Annotated in this window: 15 protein-coding genes; 2 read left to right on the top strand and 13 right to left on the bottom strand. The window is 54.9% G+C overall.

The genetic code is table 11. From position 1 onward, the window contains the following. Positions 1–19: 19 nt before the first annotated feature. The 6 genes from KJ970_07375 to KJ970_07350 all read right to left on the bottom strand — a co-directional run bounded on the left by KJ970_07375 (position 20) and on the right by KJ970_07350 (position 6,823). Positions 20–643, bottom strand: coding sequence for a hypothetical protein (locus KJ970_07375; GenBank protein MBU2690734.1), 624 nt, complete (start codon positions 641–643; stop codon positions 20–22). Between the two features lie 303 nt (positions 644–946). Beyond that, positions 947–1,693, bottom strand: a complete 747-nt coding sequence (locus tag KJ970_07370) for a hypothetical protein (protein ID MBU2690733.1) — start codon at positions 1,691–1,693, stop codon at positions 947–949. A 305-nt stretch (positions 1,694–1,998) separates the two neighbouring features. After that, positions 1,999–2,784 carry a hypothetical protein gene (locus KJ970_07365; GenBank protein MBU2690732.1) on the bottom strand — a complete coding sequence of 262 codons (786 nt, stop codon included), beginning with the start codon at positions 2,782–2,784 and terminating at the stop codon, positions 1,999–2,001. A 250-nt stretch (positions 2,785–3,034) separates the two neighbouring features. Then, positions 3,035–4,666 carry a chaperonin GroEL gene (groL, locus tag KJ970_07360; protein ID MBU2690731.1) on the bottom strand — a complete coding sequence of 544 codons (1,632 nt, stop codon included), beginning with the start codon at positions 4,664–4,666 and terminating at the stop codon, positions 3,035–3,037. Positions 4,667–4,762: 96 nt separating this feature from the next. Further along, entirely contained in the window at positions 4,763–5,065 is a 303-nt protein-coding gene (groES, locus tag KJ970_07355) for a co-chaperone GroES (protein ID MBU2690730.1), read from the bottom strand. A 333-nt stretch (positions 5,066–5,398) separates the two neighbouring features. Further along, positions 5,399–6,823, bottom strand: coding sequence for a sigma-54 dependent transcriptional regulator (locus KJ970_07350; protein ID MBU2690729.1), 1,425 nt, complete (start codon positions 6,821–6,823; stop codon positions 5,399–5,401). 360 nt (positions 6,824–7,183) lie between these two features. Here KJ970_07350 and KJ970_07345 point away from each other — a divergent pair, with 360 nt between their 5' ends. Then, positions 7,184–7,732 carry a hypothetical protein gene (locus KJ970_07345; GenBank protein ID MBU2690728.1) on the top strand — a complete coding sequence of 183 codons (549 nt, stop codon included), beginning with the start codon at positions 7,184–7,186 and terminating at the stop codon, positions 7,730–7,732. Here KJ970_07345 and KJ970_07340 read toward each other — a convergent pair. The 6 genes from KJ970_07340 to KJ970_07315 form a co-directional block, all read right to left on the bottom strand. Further along, positions 7,708–9,054 (bottom strand): PAS domain S-box protein, encoded by a 1,347-nt coding sequence (locus tag KJ970_07340; protein MBU2690727.1) that lies wholly within the window; start codon positions 9,052–9,054, stop codon positions 7,708–7,710. The genes KJ970_07345 and KJ970_07340 overlap by 25 nt on opposite strands. Positions 9,055–9,067: 13 nt before the next feature. Then, entirely contained in the window at positions 9,068–10,441 is a 1,374-nt protein-coding gene (locus tag KJ970_07335) for a sigma-54 dependent transcriptional regulator (GenBank protein MBU2690726.1), read from the bottom strand. A 90-nt stretch (positions 10,442–10,531) separates the two neighbouring features. Continuing rightward, positions 10,532–11,983: a 2-oxoacid:acceptor oxidoreductase family protein gene (locus tag KJ970_07330; GenBank protein MBU2690725.1), complete on the bottom strand. Its 1,452-nt coding sequence runs from the start codon at positions 11,981–11,983 to the stop codon at positions 10,532–10,534. A 3-nt stretch (positions 11,984–11,986) separates the two neighbouring features. Next, on the bottom strand, positions 11,987–13,060 hold the full coding sequence (locus KJ970_07325) for a 3-methyl-2-oxobutanoate dehydrogenase subunit VorB (protein ID MBU2690724.1): 1,074 nt from the start codon (positions 13,058–13,060) through the stop codon (positions 11,987–11,989). A gap of 68 nt (positions 13,061–13,128) precedes the next feature. Further along, positions 13,129–13,362: a 4Fe-4S binding protein gene (locus KJ970_07320; GenBank protein ID MBU2690723.1), complete on the bottom strand. Its 234-nt coding sequence runs from the start codon at positions 13,360–13,362 to the stop codon at positions 13,129–13,131. 43 nt (positions 13,363–13,405) lie between these two features. After that, positions 13,406–13,840 (bottom strand): hypothetical protein, encoded by a 435-nt coding sequence (locus KJ970_07315; protein MBU2690722.1) that lies wholly within the window; start codon positions 13,838–13,840, stop codon positions 13,406–13,408. A gap of 700 nt (positions 13,841–14,540) precedes the next feature. On the opposite strand from KJ970_07315, the gene KJ970_07310 reads away from it, so the two are divergent. Continuing rightward, a complete protein-coding gene (locus KJ970_07310) occupies positions 14,541–15,716 on the top strand; it encodes an AAA family ATPase (protein ID MBU2690721.1) in 1,176 nt (391 codons plus the stop codon). A 45-nt stretch (positions 15,717–15,761) separates the two neighbouring features. Here the strand turns inward: KJ970_07310 and KJ970_07305 are convergent. Then, a partial coding sequence (locus KJ970_07305; protein ID MBU2690720.1) for a recombinase family protein occupies positions 15,762–16,860 on the bottom strand: 1,099 nt, incomplete at its 5' end.

Here is a 16,860-nt window from a genome sequence, read left to right as displayed (position 1 = left end):
TCATCCTTTCAGGTTTGGTTTAACGATAAATGCCCTTGATCCTCCCCCAAGTTGTCCATTTCGCTGGAGTCGGCTCGGGTACGAATGGACAAGCGGGGTTGTCGCCTTCCATCGCGCCGAATCCCTCGAAAGAATCCATTTCGGGATCTTCCGAGCAATTCACCACCACTCCGCCTTGGACAGGATGGACTCCCAAGGGAATGACGCCATCATTGTAGTTGTAGGTGCCAAAGTAATAGACCGGCTCCATATAGCCGTACAAGCAATCAGGAGCCCAACTCATGGCCGTTCCTTCACCGGGGCCGGGCCACCCGGCCGTGGTGACTTCGAGAGCCCCATGGACACAGGAGCCGGTGAAGGCGATATAATTTTCTGCCATATTGAAGTCGCCTAGACCGAATACGACGGTGCTGAAATTGGGTGTGTTTTCAGGAGGGGAGACAACAACCGCCAGATACCAGCTGGCGCCATAATATGGAACCGCATGCGTGTCCATATCCTCACAATCCACTGGAATGTCAATATCGCAGGGAGAGCTGTGACTATCAACTTGCTGGCCAAGAACATTTCCTTGCACGGCAAGGACAACGCCCTCATTGGGGCCGGCTGAGACGATTCCGACGGTAAGTGCTAAAATCACCATGGTACAAAATATATGGATAGGAACCCTCATGGCCGACACCTTCCCAATGTCACAATTCAGCGGAAAAGATCACACTCACATCATCCACGAACAGTATAGTCTCCTCCGGCGCTTAAAGCAAGGGGAGATGGGCGCCTGCCGATCTGAGGCGCGCATGCCCAATCCACAGAGGGATTGAGTGTTAGCCTACTTATCCTGCACATAAAGGAGATCCCCAACTCACCATGGAGCCGGGGATCTTTATAAAACTTGATACGCACCCCTAACAGGGGCGACTGGTTTAGGTTATCAATGACTCACTAATTACTCATAGATGACCTTTATGCTCCCCCACGTTGTCTCCTGGACTGGAGTTGGGTCTGGTGGGCAGGGAGAGCCGTCCGGATTGCAAGCGCCGCCATACCAAACCCCAGATTGCTCCCAACACTGCCATTCGAGCAGCAGGACACAGTCGGGACCAAAGCAGCAGGCGCCCGGGGCGGGCGGGGGAGCCCAGCAAAGGGGATTATCGCCTCCAATCTCACCGTATGCTTCAAAGCTATCCTCCTGCGGATTTGCCGAGCAGTCCACCACCCCTCCACCCTGTACGGGATGAGCAGTCAACGGAATCACACCGCCATAGTTATAAGTACCGAAGTAATAGATCGGCTCTATATAGCTGTACGAGCAATCAGGAGCCCAGCTCATGGCCGTTCCTTCACCGGGGCCGGGCCACCCGGCCGTGGATATCTCAAGTGCGCCGGCAATGCACGGACCACAATAGATGATATCGCCATCGGTATGCGGATCATAGGGACCCAGACCAAAGACCACCGTGTTGAAATTGGGTGTGTTCACAGGGGAAGAAAGCACCACCGCCAAATACCAGCTAATGCCGCTACTATCCGGCATGGCGCTCGAATCTATTTCTTCACAGGTGGAAGGAATCGGGATGTCGGTGCAAACATGGCCACTCGTATTCATACCATTCACATTACCCTGAACGTATAAACGGACGCCTTGGTTGGGCCCGGCTGAGACGATTCCGACGGTAAGTGCTAAAATCACCATGGTACGAAATATATGGATAGGAACCCTCATGGCCGACTCCTCCCCAATGTCACAATTCAGGGGGAAAGACCGCACCCACATCATCCACGAACAGTATAGTCTGTTCCGGGGTTTAAAACAAGGGATATCGATGCCTGCCGATCTGAGGCGCGCATGCCCAATCCACAGAGGGATTGAGTGTTAGCCTACTTATCCTGCACATAAAAGAGATCCCCAACTCACCATGGAGCCGGGGATCTTTATAAAACTTGATACGCACCCCTAACAGGGGCGACTGGTTTAGGTTATCAATGACTCACTAACAATTACTCATAGACGACCTTTATGCTGCCCCACGTTGTCTCCTGGACTGGATTTGGGTCTGGTGGGCAGGGAGAGCCGTCCGGATTGCAAGCGCCGCCATACCAATCCCCAGCTTGCTCCACACACTGCGTCTCGAGCAGCAGGACACAGTCGGGACCAAAGCAGCAGGCGCCCGGCTCGGGTTGTACACCGCCGGGACATTCCGGGTTGGATCCGGCATTCCCGCCGACGCCCATCACGCCAAATCCCTCCAAATCGTCGGTCGTGGGGTTGGCTGAACAATCAACTACTACTCCGCCCTGCACCGGATGGACCGCCAGAGGGATGTTTCCGGCGCTGTACGCGTAGACGCCAAAATAATAGACCGGCTCCATGATCCCATTTATACAATTGGGCGCCCAACTCACGGCTGTACCCTGGTTCGGATTGGGCCAGTCTTGCGTCGAGATCTCGAGCGCTCCGGTAACGCAAGGACCGTAGAATCCAATATAGGTATTGCTTGCTGTATAATCGCCGAGTCCAAAAACAACGGTATTGAAATTGGGCGTATTCTCCGGCGGCGAGACGACGACAACCAAGTACCAGGAAACCCCATCAACATCGTCTGTCGCGCTCGGGATCAAATCTTCACACGCCGCTGGAAGCGCAATTTCAGTGCATGGAGAACCATTCGTCGCCGCGCCATCGACGTTGCCCTGCACCGAAAGTACAACCCCGGCGTTGGGGCCCGCAACAGCAACCCCGGATGTAAGGATCAGCAGCATAACGACAAGACAGAACCCTCTCATAGCTTCACCTCTTTCTGGACATCTCTCTGCATTCCATGGGCCATAAGACCCATATCGGCCACACTTGTTGGCCAGACATTGATTCATGCTCATTATCGGGCGAAGCGTTGGAGATCTTCCGGTTTTTCTGGAATGAATGCGATAGCCGATCGACGGGGCATGGGACCGGCCGCCCTGCCGGGCGCACGCACTAAAGAGAGGGACCGGCTTGAGACCGGTCCCTCTCTCGTACTGCTTGTCCTGCTTAGGTTTAGTACATTCCCATATCACCGCCACCGGGCATGGCCGGAGCCGGAGCTGTCTTCTCCGGGATCTCAGCCACCAGAGCCTCGGTGGTAAGGAGCAGTCCGGCGATGGAGGCGGCGTTCTGAAGCGCTGTCCGGGTGACCTTTGTGGGGTCAATAATCCCGGAGCTGAGCATATCGACATACTCGTCGCGATCGACGTCGTAGCCCATGCTCATCTTCTTCTGCCTCTTCACTTCCTGAACCACGACGGAACCCTCAAGACCGGCATTGTTGGTCAGGATTCTGAGCGGCTCTTCCAAGGCGCGGCGGATGATGTTGACGCCGACCAGCTCATCACCCTCGAGCTTGATCGCATCCAGCACCGGGGCGCACCGGATCAGGGCCACACCGCCGCCAGGAACGATTCCTTCCTCGACCGCGGCACGGGTCGCATGGAGGGCATCCTCGACGCGGGCCTTCTTTTCCTTCATCTCGGTCTCTGTGGCGGCGCCGACATTGATGACGGCCACGCCACCGGCCAGCTTGGCCAGACGCTCTTGGAGCTTCTCGCGATCATAGTCTGAGGTTGATTCCTCAATTTGACGGCGGATGAGTTCGGTGCGGGCCTTGATGTCGGCCGACTTCCCGGCGCCCTCGATGATCGTGGTGTTCTCCTTCGAAACGCTGACGCGCTTCGCGGTACCGAGATCGCTGAGAGTGACGGTCTCGAGCTTGCGGCCCAATTCCTCACTGATAACCATGCCACCGGTCAGGGTTGATATATCCTCGAGCATCGCCTTCCGCCGATCACCGAATCCAGGTGCCTTCACAGCGCAGGCTTGAATGGTGCCGCGCAGCTTGTTGACGACCAATGTGGCGAGGGCTTCCGCTTCAACATCTTCAGAGACGATCAGCAGAGGACGTCCGGCCTGGCTCACCTTCTCGAGCAGCGGGAGGATGTCCTTGAGGCTGGAGATCTTCTTCTCATGAAGGAGTACGAAACAATTCTCGAGATTGCACTCCATCGTGTCTTTATCGGTGATGAAGTATGGCGAGAGATAGCCATTGTCAAACTGCATACCCTCGACGACATCGAGGCTCGTTTCCATCGACTTGGCTTCTTCGACGGTGATGGTGCCGTCTTTGCCGACCTTATCCATCGCGTCGGCGATGATGTTACCGATCGAGCTGTCGCCATTGGCGGAGATGGTCGCGACTTGGGAAATTTGCTCGCGATCGTTCACCTTGCGGCTGATCCGCTCCAACTCCTTGGTGATAGCCAATACCGCCTGCTCAATCCCGCGCTTGATATGCATCGGATTGCAGCCGGCGGTCACATTCCGCAAACCTTCACGGAAGATCGCTTCGGCAAGAACGGTAGCCGTGGTGGTACCGTCACCGGCGACATCGCTGGTCTTGGAGGCGACTTCCTTCACCATTTGAGCACCCATATTTTGATAGGGATCTTCCAAGGAGATCTCTTTCGCCACTGTGACGCCGTCTTTTGTGATCGTGGGTGAACCCCACTTCTTATCGAGAACAACATTCCGGCCGCGGGGCCCCAGTGTAACCTTCACGGCATGGGCCAATTGCTCCACACCTTCCATGATTTTGCGCCGGGCCTCTTCTTGAAAGAGTAATTGCTTTGCAGGCATTCTAAGACTCCCTCCTATTTCAAATGTGTGATGGGATCCAATCTATAAATGCGTTGGCTCATCACATCGCACGATTAAATCAATACGGGTGGATCATTACTGAATGACGCCAAGAACGTCGTCTTCCCGCATGATGAGAAACTCTTCGCCGTCAATGGCGACTTCAGTGCCGGAATATTTGCTCATGAGAATCCGGTCACCCTTCTTGACTTCCATCTTCTGAACTTTTCCGTCCTCGAGAGTCCGGCCCGGGCCCACAGCCACGACTTCACCCTGCATCGGCTTCTCTTTCGCCGTATCGGGAATAATGATCCCGCCACGGGACTGCTCTGCTTCTTCCATCCTCTTGACCAGGATTCGATCTCCGAGAGGCCGAATCTTCAAACTCTTAGTCGCCATAGCTAAACCTCCTCATCATCAGATTTATTGGAGACAAATGAATTGGCGCCCTCTCAGCGCCCCAAGAATCGAAGTGTCATTTTGGCACCCGACTCATGGATTTGATACTAACAAATCAAGCTCAGCTGTCAAATCTTTTATTCACCTTTGTAACCAAGTGAACTTAAATAATATACAAACGCCAGCTTGAGAGGTTCCATAGAAATTTTAATGGTGCCATATTGGCACCCGTTTAATTCTCCATACGCCTACTAAAAAATGAAGATCCGGCAAAGCTCGTGTGGGGTGGGCGCTTTCATCGTTTTGAGACGGCGGGATCCGGGCGGAGGGGTGTCATTCCGGCACGTGGGGCGGGCCGGGAAGTTCCTCAATCGGAGAACGAATATCGTATTCTTTGATCTTTCTATAGAGAGTGCGCAGCCCGATACCGAGCATTCGCGCGGTTTGCCGCCGATTCCAATTGCACCGGACCAGAGTCTCCCGCATGACCGCCCGTTCTATCTCCGTCAGGGACATTCCGACCCGAAGATGCAGATCGGAACCGGGCGGAAGAGCGGTCCGGACCCTCACCGGGAGGGCGTAGAGCTCAATCTTGCCGCTTCTCTTCGCCTCGACAAGTTGGCGGATCATGCTTTTCAATTCCCGGATATTTCCGGGCCAATCATATTGAGTCAGACGATCCATCGATGGCCGTGTGAACTCTTGAACCGAGGTATTGAGGGCGCGATTGGCTTCCTCAAGGAAATGCCGTACAAGGAGCGGGATATCCGTCCTGCGGCGCCGTAGGGGCGGCAGATCGATCTGCACCCGGGAGAGCCGCTGATAAAGTTTCTCGAGAAAAAGACCCCCATCAACCCGTATCCGGAGATCTTCACTCGACGTGGCAATGGTACGAAATTTCACCGGTTGCGGTTTCGCACGCCCGGGAATCTTATATTCCCCCCGCTCCAAAATATCCAACAACCTCTTTTGAATCGCGAGGCTCAGATTCGTTACCTCATCGAGAAAGAGGGTCCCTCCCGCCACCAATTCAAGACATCCTTTGCCCGTTCTCCCAAGACCAGGGGCATTCCGCGAGAATTCACCGAACAATTCCGCTTCCATCAGATTCTCAGCGAGGGCCTCGCAACTGAGTTTGATAAAGGGCGCGCTGCGGTGCGGGCTGTTATGATGAATGGATGAGGCGATAAGGTCTTTCCCCGTTCCATCCTCGCCTATAAGCAGTATCGTCTCCGATCCGGGGGCGACCTGGCGGATTTTTTTGAAAACCTTGGACATCGAGGCGGAATCGCCGAGGATATTGTGGAATCCGTATTTCCTGTCGAGCCTCCGGGTTAATTCAACATTCTCCGCCTGCAGATGCTGATAATCGATCCCCTTGCGGATCACCGCGGCCATCTTCTCAAGATTAAAGGGCCGGATTTGAAAATCGTAGACCCCCTCGGCCATGGCCCGCGTTGCTTTTCCTACTTCTTGGGCTTCAGCAAGAAGAATAATGCAAATCTCCGGATTGTGCTGCCTGGCCAGCTCCAGGAGTTTCATTCCGTCGATATGATGCCCATCGATTTGTGTAATGAGGATATCCAGCTGCGCTTTGTCGATCACATTATAAGCGGTTTCGTTTGTCGATACGAAAAAGACATGGAAGGCTTCTCTTTCAAGAAAGGCCTTGATGCGGCTTCCTTCCGCCTCCTTCTCAATCAAGAGAAGCAGTTGAGGGATTTGGGTCTGATGATGTGTCGTATCCTGTAGAGCCATGGCCTCTCCATATTCCGCACCTTTATCTCATGTCATTTCTCAGCGAATTTGTCGACTCTTCTTTTCATTGAGCCCGAAAAATTCCCTGCCGGAAGAAACCCAGACTCGCTTCCGGCATGGCTGTTGCACATTATCCCGCCGATGCCCAGACCGGAAAAGCCTGTTTCATAGCCGCAAGAAGGCAACTTGTTGCTTTGTCGTCTGTTGCGGACCTCCGTGAACCAGGAGACTCCCCCCAAGCCGGGAGGATCGGATTTCCGGTACGGCATTATGCAAGGGTGATCCGGCAACTTGCGGACCGGCAAGGGCTCCGCGGCGTGTCATCCTTCGAATTCAGCATCAAAATCGGAGGAATACATCTTGTCCAAACACCATGATTCAACGAAAGCGGACCTGCGGTTCCTACAAAACCTGGCCTACTTGGTCCCTGGTTACCGCGCCTATCGTGACGTGACGCTGCGGCGGGGAGAAGACTCAAGAATGAGGGCTCGTGTTTTAGCCGGGATCAAGGCAGCCCGGGATCGTGTTCGTATCCTCCAGGATCTTTGGGAAACCGAAGACGTCGATCCTCGCTGGATTCAGCCCCTGATCGATGCGGATAAGAATCTCACAAGACTTGCAGAGGAACTCAGATACTGCTGCCCGCGGGCCGAAAATTTCTTTTTAGCCCCCTCACTGTCGTCGGAATGGGTCGATGAAATTCTGGAAGTCGATCTGCTGTTACTGGAAGATTTGGAATCTTTGGGGCGCACCGTTTATGCGCTGCCTGAATCCCCACCGCGCCGCAAGGGGATGAAAGCGATGCTGGATAGCATCACCTGTCCGATCAGCAATCTCTCCACGCATTTGGTTTGGCGGGACGGCGTTCTGGGGCGGGAGAATCCCTATATTTCCGCGTCGGCGGCTTGAGGCTTCTGGGGATCCTTCCCCTTCCCACCCGCCTTCTTTTTGGGAAGGAAAATGACAAAGGTCGTTCCCCGGCCTACTAATGAACGCACTTGAATCCGTCCGCCATGCTCTTCCACAATTTGGCGGACGACGGCCAGTCCCAAACCGGTGCCGTCCCGTTTTGTTGTAAAAAACGGATCGTAGATATGCGGAAGATCCTCTTCGGCGATGCCGCATCCGTCATCGGCCACACGGATCTCAACCCTATCACCGAGATCCAAGGTCGATAGGCGGATATGGCCCTGCGGATCGGCGGCTTCCATCGCATTTCGTACGAGGTTCAATCCAGCTTGACGGATGGAACCGGCGTCGATCATCGCCTTTGGTTGCTTTTCATCGAGACGCAGCAGGATCTGAATCCCCTTGCGGCGGAATTCGGGCCTCGCGAAATCCGCCAATTCCAGCAGGACCTGGTTGACATCTTCCAGCCGGAATTCCTTTCGCAGCAGGCGGGAAAACTGCAGGTATTCTTCGGTGATCTGCCGGAGGCGCCGCGTTTCCCTTTTCAGATTTTGAAGTATTTCCGTGGCCTCGCTCTCCTCATGCGGAGGGAGAAGGTGCAGCGAATCGCCGAGCAGATCGACATTCAGACTGATCGAGGCCAGGGGATTGCGAATCTCGTGAACGACCTTTGAGGACATCTTTCCCACCGCCGCCATCTTCTCTGTCGTCAAAAGCTCCTGTTCGATCCGGCGGTACTCAGAGAGGTCCCTCAGAATCTCAACGGTTCCCAGCGCCAGCCCCTCGTCACCTTTCACAAGATAGCGCGAGATGGAGACGGCGATTTCACTTCCATCGGCCAGACATCGTGTGGTTTGAAAATCCTGGACCTTTCCCTTCTGATTCAGCCGCTTTAGAAATCCCTCGTGTTTGGGATCGCCATTGGGGAGCAGCCGGCTGTAAGGCTGCCCGATCATTTGATCCGCCGGATAACCGAAAATATCGCGTGCGGCGGGATTGCAGCTTCGGATGACCTCATTGAGATCCAAAATCAGAATCGCCTCCTCCGTTTGATCCAGGATCGGGGTGAGGGTATTTTCCGTTCGGGACAACCGGCTGTGGAGTTCGCGCTCAGCGGACCGATGGCGCTCGGCGAGGCGCGCTGATTCCCGGGAGAGATACCCCCCCCAAAGGGCGAAGGCGGCGGCCGGAAGGGCGGCGATGAGAAAGAGGGTGACAACAGGAAGATCCCGGGCCAGCAACCAGGTCTCCGCGAAGCAGAGGATTAAAATGAGGAGGGATCCCCACCAGGCGGCCCGGCGCAAAGTGGAAGGTGAATCCATCGGAGCCGTCCCTTCATAGCCATTGGGTCAGTCCATAATCGTGGATTTTTTTGTACAAGCGGGATCTGGAAATCCGCAAGGCCTCGGCCGCCCGTGATTTATTCCCACCCGCCCTCTCCAGGGCCCGGATGACGGCCTCGCGCTCCACATCAGCCAGAGGCAGGGTTGATGGATCCTCGAGGCGGTCCTGCGGCGCGCGCGCCGGCTTGAGGATCGTATCGGGAAGATGTCTGACATCAAGCTGGCCTTCGGCCCCGATAGCATAACTCGACTCGATAAAATTCTCCAGCTCACGGACATTCCCCGGCCAGGAATACTCCTGCAGCCTTTGCAGCGCCTGGGGGGCTACGCCCTGGATCTTATTCCGGAAGGATTTGTTGAATTTCTCGAGAAAATACTGGATCAGAAAAGGAATGTCCTCTGTGCGGTCTCTCAATGGAGGCAGTTTCACAATGATGACACCGATTCGGTAATAGAGATCCTGCCTAAGTTTTCCAGCCTGCAAAGCGGTTTCGACCTTCTGGTTCATCGCCGCTACAAACCGGGTATCCACCTGGATTTCGCTGACGTCTCCCACGGCGCGCACCCGTTTATCTTGAAGCGTCCGGAGCAGCGTCGCCTGTGTTTCGATCGGCATTTCGGCGATTTCATCCAAGAAGATGGTGCCGCCGTCGGCGGAGCGGAACAGACCCACGGTGTCTTGACTGGCGCCGGTGAAAGAGCCGCGCCGGTGTCCAAAGAGCTCTGATTCAATCAACTCCTTTGGTATCGCTCCGCAATTGACCGGTACAAACGGTCCATCTTTGCGATCGCTGGAATAATGAATGGCCCGGGCGACGAGTTCTTTCCCCGTGCCGCTTTCTCCAAGAATAAGAACACTCGATTCATTCCGGGCGGCGGCCCGGATCTGCGAGAAAATCTGCTGCATCGCCGGTCCGCGGCCCACCAGATTGGTGAATCCATAGGTCTGACCCAGCTCTTCCTTCAATCGAGCGACCTCATGTTTCAATTGCCGCGCTTCCAGAATCTGATCGATGGCTCGGAGCAGCTCTTCGCGGTCGAACGGTTTTGTAATGTAATCTGTCGCTCCGATTTTCATCGCCTGGATGGCGTTTTGAATCGTCCCATACCCGGTCATGATAATGACATCGATTTCAGGCCGGATTTCTTTTATCCGCCGCAGAAGTTCGGTGCCATCCATTCCCGGCATTCGAAGATCGGTGAGCACAATGTTTATGGAAGGATCGTTTTGAACGCGCTGAAGAGCTTCGTCACCGGAGTAGACTTTTTCGACAGGCAGACGCTCTCTGCGAAAGAGCTTTTCACAGGTGTCAGCCATGCTCAAATCATCTTCAACAATCAGGATTTTTACAGGAACCGGCGCCATAATCTCCTCGATGATCTGCCGGTTGCTTAATTGTACGGGCGTCGGAATCCGACGCCCGTGCTGAACCTTCGATGCAATTTCAAATGACTGTTACTTTTTATACTCTTCCAGGATGAACTTCTCCCCACGTTTCAGCGCCTCCACATTCAACGGAATCATCGAACTTTTCTTGATGAAATCCGGCAGTGTATTAATGGCGTGCTCCAAGGGGAATATTTTTGTTATCGTGATATAGGCGCCCATGATCACCATATTGGCCGCCCGTGTCTGTCCCAGTTCGTCAGCCAGCTTTGTCGCCGGGATGGGAATAACCTGCACATCGGTCCGTGTCGGTTCGACATCGACCAGCGTGGAATCGTAGAAAAGCAATCCGCCGGGAATGAGATCCTTCTCGAACTTCTCGAGCGACGGCCGGTTCATCGCCACAAGCACGCTGATCTCCGCAACAATGGGCGAGCCGATCGGTTCGCTTGCCATCCGAACATGGCAGTTGGCCGTTCCACCGCGCATCTCCGGCCCATAAGACGGCAGCCACGAGACATTATACCCATAACGCATACCGCAGTCGGCCAGCGCCACACCCAGCATAAGAACCCCTTGGCCGCCGAAACCGGCCACTTTGATCAAGGGATCCCGATATTTCGCCGCCACATGATCCATCTTCGTCGAAGCCTGTTCACCCTGCCCATTGCCGGAAGGGATCTCGAGAATGTCCCACAATTCATCATTCGCAGGCTCAATCCGCTTTCCCCGGGGATGAGCGGGAAGCTCTTGGATTCTGTCCTTGGTCACACCCAGGGGAAAGATGGGTTCGAGCGCCTCGTGTATCCATCCACGGCTCTTCACCGGGCTGATTCCCCAACCGGTGGGACAGGGAGAGAGAATTTCAACGAAACTAAATCCCTTGCCATCGATCTGCGCCTGGATCGCTTTGCGGATCGCCTTGCGCGTTTTGTTCATATGCTTGGCGTCGGACGCGGCCGTGCGTTCGATATAGACCGGCGCTTCCAAACCGGAAAGCAACTCCGCTATACGCAGAGGATGGCCCTCATTCTCGACGGTGCGGCCGCGGGGCGTGGTGGTGGTCTTCTGTCCGACCAATGTCGTGGGCGCCATCTGCCCCCCGGTCATCCCATAAATGGCGTTATTGATAAAGAAGACGGTGATTCCTTCACCGCGATTGGCGGCGTGGAGGATTTCAGCCGTTCCAATCGCCGCCAGATCGCCGTCACCCTGATAAACGATGACGATCGAATCGGGATGGGCCCGCTTGATACCCGTGGCCGCCGCGGGAGCCCGGCCGTGCGCGACTTGTACGTTTCCTGTCGCAAAATAATAATAGGCGAAGACACTGCAACCGACCGGACTCACGAAGATGGTGCGATCTTGTATGCCCATATCCTCGATCGTCTCGGCAATCAGTTTGTGAACGTTTCCATGACCGCAACCGGGGCAGTAATGGGTTGTGACCTTATCGGCGCCGGGACGTCGTTCATAACTTCCGTAGAACGATGATGATTTTTCGAAGACTTCCTTCGCCATGGCTTAACTCCTTACCGCAGCAGCCTGATCCTTCCGGATCAGGGCGCAGATCTTGTCATAAAGCTCCGCGGCCGACGGGACACTGCCACCATATCTTCCATAGAACTCAATCGGCACCCGGCCTTCGATGGCGAGACGGACATCATCCACCATTTGACCCACCGACATCTCCGAGACGAGAATCGCCTGCGCGCGGCCGGCGACATCCCGAATCGCCTGCGAGGGGAAGGGCCAGAGAGTGATCGGCCGCAGTAAACCGACCTTCATCCCTTCCGCTCTCGCCTGATCAATCGCCGTTTTTGCCAGGCGTGAAACGATGCCGTAGGCGATTAAGATCAGGTCGGCGTCTTCGGTCTTATACGTTTCGTAACGGATCTCGTTCTTCTCCACCTCGCGGTATTTGTCCTGCAAATGATTGATGTGGGCTTCAAGTTCAACATTGCTGAGATAGATCGAGGAAATGAGGTTTTCGCGGATCTTGTATTGTGGATCGACGGACCAAGGTTTCTTGGGAATCTCTTTGATCGGCTCGGGGAATTCGACCGGCTCCATCATCTGGCCGATGAATCCATCCGTAAGGATGCAAACCGGATTGCGATAACGATCCGCCAATTCGAAAGCGAGAAAGGCGAAATCACACATTTCCTGAACGGAAGCGGGTGCCACAACAATCGTCTTGTAATTGCCGTGCCCGCCACCCTTAACGACCTGATTATAATCGCCCTGTTCGGGAGCAATATTCCCCAACCCCGGGCCGCCCCGCATGATATCGACGATGACACAAGGCAATTCCGATCCGGCAAGGTATGAGATCCCCTCTTGTTTCAGACTGATTCCCGGTCCCGAAGAGGCGGTCATCGCGCGCACACCCGCCGCGGCGGCGCCATAGACCATATTGATCGCGGCGACTTCCGATTCGGCTTGGAGGAACGAACCTCCGACGAGGGGAAAGAACTTCGCGGCCGTTTCCGCAATTTCACTCGCCGGGGTAATCGGATAACCGAAGTACAGCCGGCACCCGGCCAAGATGGCTCCCCGTACAACGGCATCATTCCCTTTCAACAACATCTTGGGCATGGTCTGCACCTCACTTCCGTAATTGGGCCAACGCGTCAGCCGGTCCCTTTGAACCCCACAGGCGGGACTTAGGCCGGATGCGGTTCCTTGATTTTCTGAACCCGGATGGCACCCGGTTCGGGGCAGGCGTAAAAACAGATCCCGCAACCTGTACAACCATCACCGATATAAACCGACGGGTGATAACCCTTCCGATTGAATTTCTCGGACATCATGAGCACATTCATCGGGCACTCCTCAACACAATAGCCGCACCCTTTGCACTCATCGGGGAAGATCTCCACGATCCCCTTCGGTCCCACCTTGCGATTCGGTTTTTCCTTTGCAGCTGCTTTGGATTTGACATCATCCGCCGACACGTTTTTTACCTCCTGAAGAATAATGACTCAGGGCCTTTTGAATCAGATCCCAATCCCCTTTTGGGGCATACAGAAGAGCGCCGGATCGTCTGGCCGCTCTTTCCTGATGGAGTGAAGGCGATGCGGTCAGAAACAGGATCGGGAGATCCCGCTTCAGGGTGTGAAGGAGATAGACGAGGTGGTCGGCGGCTATATCAACCACCGTCTCATCCACCAAGGCAAGGCGGACTTCACGGGCCTCCACTGAGTCCAGCGCGGATCTGCCGGTCTCGACCCGCTGAAAGCGAAGCGGGTCAATATCCGAACACCGGACTCTCAAGCTGTCCAGAAAGGCGCTGTCCCGGCTAACCACCAGAATTCCTGGATCTGAGCCGGTCACCCTTCCAAAATTAACCTTGGGACCGGTTGTGAAAGCTTCCATCGATTCGATCCTCCGTTTCAGTGTAGTTCAAGAACCGTTCCCTTCACTAGCCCTTTTTTGAAATCCCAAGCCCTTGTTTAATAACATGTTACAAGTCTACATCGTAAACTTCATTTGTGAACGAGAATAACTGTGTCGCGAAACAAGACAGTTCGGTAGTCACAAGGGATACAAAAAGAGTTAAATGATAAAAACCGAGGATGGGAAAAGAGCAAAAAAAAGAACGAGGCCCGCGAACCGGGGCCCCAGGGTACAGTCGAATCCATCCACCACACCGGCAGGTAAAACCCGCACAGAGGGTTGGGGAATTCCAAAGATCCAGGCCCCAGTTCTCGGGCCTCGTTCAAAACGCGGAGCGCGGCGCACCTGACAACACACCACCTCACCTCGAAACCCTTGCCACGCTCCCCGGCGATAAGAATCGCCTCGGCCGTCAAGGGGGGTCAAACTCGCGTAGCAGTGTTTACTAAGTATTGCAATGGTTGTGCCAAATCCTAAAAAGTGAATAAATAGCACCTTTTGCTTTAAGTATCAAAGAGTTGCGGATTTATGGCGATCTCTCGGAGAGTGAAGCTGTTGACATAGCAGTGTCTCGAAACAGCACAAGTTGTCGTGAATCAGGACAACATGGTTTTGCCGTGAAGAATTACAAATCAAAATAATCGTTGACTAAGTTACGGATTTGCATGAGAATCCACACATGAAGCGACGATTTGTACCCATCCAGCGCAGCCTTGATCTAGTCTGGATTCCCAATCCAGCGACTGGGTCGAGCGCATCCTTTCTCTGGGGAGCACGGCAGACCGGCAAAACGACTTATTTGCGGGCACGATTCCGCGACGCTCGCTTCTATGACCTGCTCGACACCGATCTCAGCGCTGAGTTGAGCGTGAGGCCTGGACTGCTGCGCGAAGAGATCCTTGCCGAGCGCCCGGAAGTCGTCGTCATTGATGAGATTCAGAAAGTGCCCGCGCTGCTGGAAGAAGTTCACTGGCTTCTCGAAAACACAGGCGCACGTTTTGTGCTCTGCGGATCGAGCGCGCGCAAGTTGCGGCGCCAGTCCCACAATCTGCTGGGCGGGCGCGCAATCGATCACCATCTGCTTCCGTTAACGAGCCATGAGATCGGAGAGGTCGATCTCTTGCGCATCCTGCGCCATGGTGCGCTCCCCGCGCATTATCTCATCGACGATCCCAAACTTCTGCTGCGCGCCTACATTAATAACTACATCAAGGAAGAGATCATTGACGAATCGGCTACCCGCAACATCCCGGCATTTACACGCTTTCTCCAGATCGCCGGAATCGGACACGGGCAGCAGATCAACTTTGCCAACGTCGCAAGAGAGAGTGGAGTGTCGGCCAGTACGGTCCGCAACTACTATCAAATCCTCGAAGACACGCTGCTTGGTTTCACGCTCGATCCATGGCGGCGCAAGAAGAAGCGTCGCTTGGTCGAGACGGCGAAGTTTTACTTTTTCGATGTGGGCGTAGCTAACCAGATCCATCCCGAAGTCAAATCCATCGACGAAGGGACGGACGCCTTCGGGCGCGCCTTCGAACATTACCTGCTGAACGAGGTGCGGGCCTACTTAGAGTATCGGCGGTGCGACCAACCGCTGGCCTACTGGCGAACAAGTTCGGGCTTCGAGGTCGATCTCATCATCGGCGCCATGGAACTTGCCGTCGAGTTTAAGTCCACCCGGGAGGTGCGCAGCGCCGATCTGAAGGGCATGCGGGCTCTGCGAGAGGAGTTCGCGCCGCGACGAAGCCTCGTTGTATCTCGTGTGGAACATCCCCGCAAGACTGAGGATGGGATTGAGATCGTGCCGTGGCTCCGGTTCTGCAAGGAACTCTGGGCGGGGACTCTGATCTGAGTTTGTTGCTCTAATCCTGAACCAATTTCATGCGGTGATTCAGAGTTAAGCCGCCGCCGATCGAAGGCTGTCATTGCTTGTCCAAGCTGACCGCCCGGCTCCCATCTTATACATCCGGCTGATTTTTAATCCCCACCTGCGACTCGCACGAATCTGCGTGTGGTTTGTAAGTAGGGAATTCGGTTTATCAAAACAGTAGGTTACATGTACAATCGCTTCCTTCTTACCGTTCTTCTTCTCGACCGTCTCCACAATAATCCCCTCCACAAGCGTCTCCACGATCTCCCGCTTAAGTTCCCACGTCAGAGTGCCGTCCAGTCGGCCGTTTAACTCGCTCAGGAGGGCCTCAGCCGAGTCAATTCGGGTCGCCGCGGCCTGGACGCCTCCCAGGCGCTCCCGCACGCACACGAGGGCTTGTGTGAGGTTTTGGCGCTCCGTCTCAATGTCAGCCATCTGATGGTCCAGGAGGGCGGTGTCGATCGTGCCCCGGCGATAAAGGTTTAGGATGCGTCCTCTTTCAATATCTTTCTCTTTGAGCTGCTCCTGGATCAGTTCGAGTTCTCTCTTGGCGATTGAGTCATCATCCTCCAGGCCGTCCATATTCTCGGCCAGCGTCTTCAGCACATCGCCCGGGTTCCGCAGAAATTCTTCCAGGTCGGCCCAGATCATATCCTCAATTGCGAGGGGGACGTATTTTGATCGACAGGGCTCTCCGGTCTTGCCATAGATGCCGCGCAGTTTCCTCTTACCTCCGCAGCGGTAGTATGGCGTGTCATTGTGGTCGTTGAGGCCACCAAAGTTGAGGCCGCATATCCCGCATTTGATCAGTGACCTGAGCAGGTAACGATTCTTGGCGTTGCGGGGGGAACGCATGAGGTTCCTCTTGAGGGTCTTTTGAGCCTTGTCCCAAGTTTCCTCGCTTACAATAGCGGGGACCTGGCGTTTGATAGGTTCCTTGATTCGTTTCGCCCGGCGGCCGAAGTAGTGGACACCTTTGTAGGTCGTGTTGCGGATGATCAATCCGACCCTTCCCGGCCACCAGACCCCAGCGGTACCTTGCTTCCGTTTGCCTCTCGTCGCGACCTTGCGGCCGTCCTTGACATAGGCTGGGGGGATACCGAGGTCCGTTAAGTGCCTGGTGATG

It is taken from the genome of Candidatus Eisenbacteria bacterium (genome assembly GCA_018831195.1).
GTDB lineage: Bacteria > Eisenbacteria > RBG-16-71-46 > CAIMUX01 > JAHJDP01 > JAHJDP01.
The sequence above is the reverse complement of the archived record's forward strand: the minus strand, read 5'-3'. Positions and strand labels throughout refer to the sequence as shown.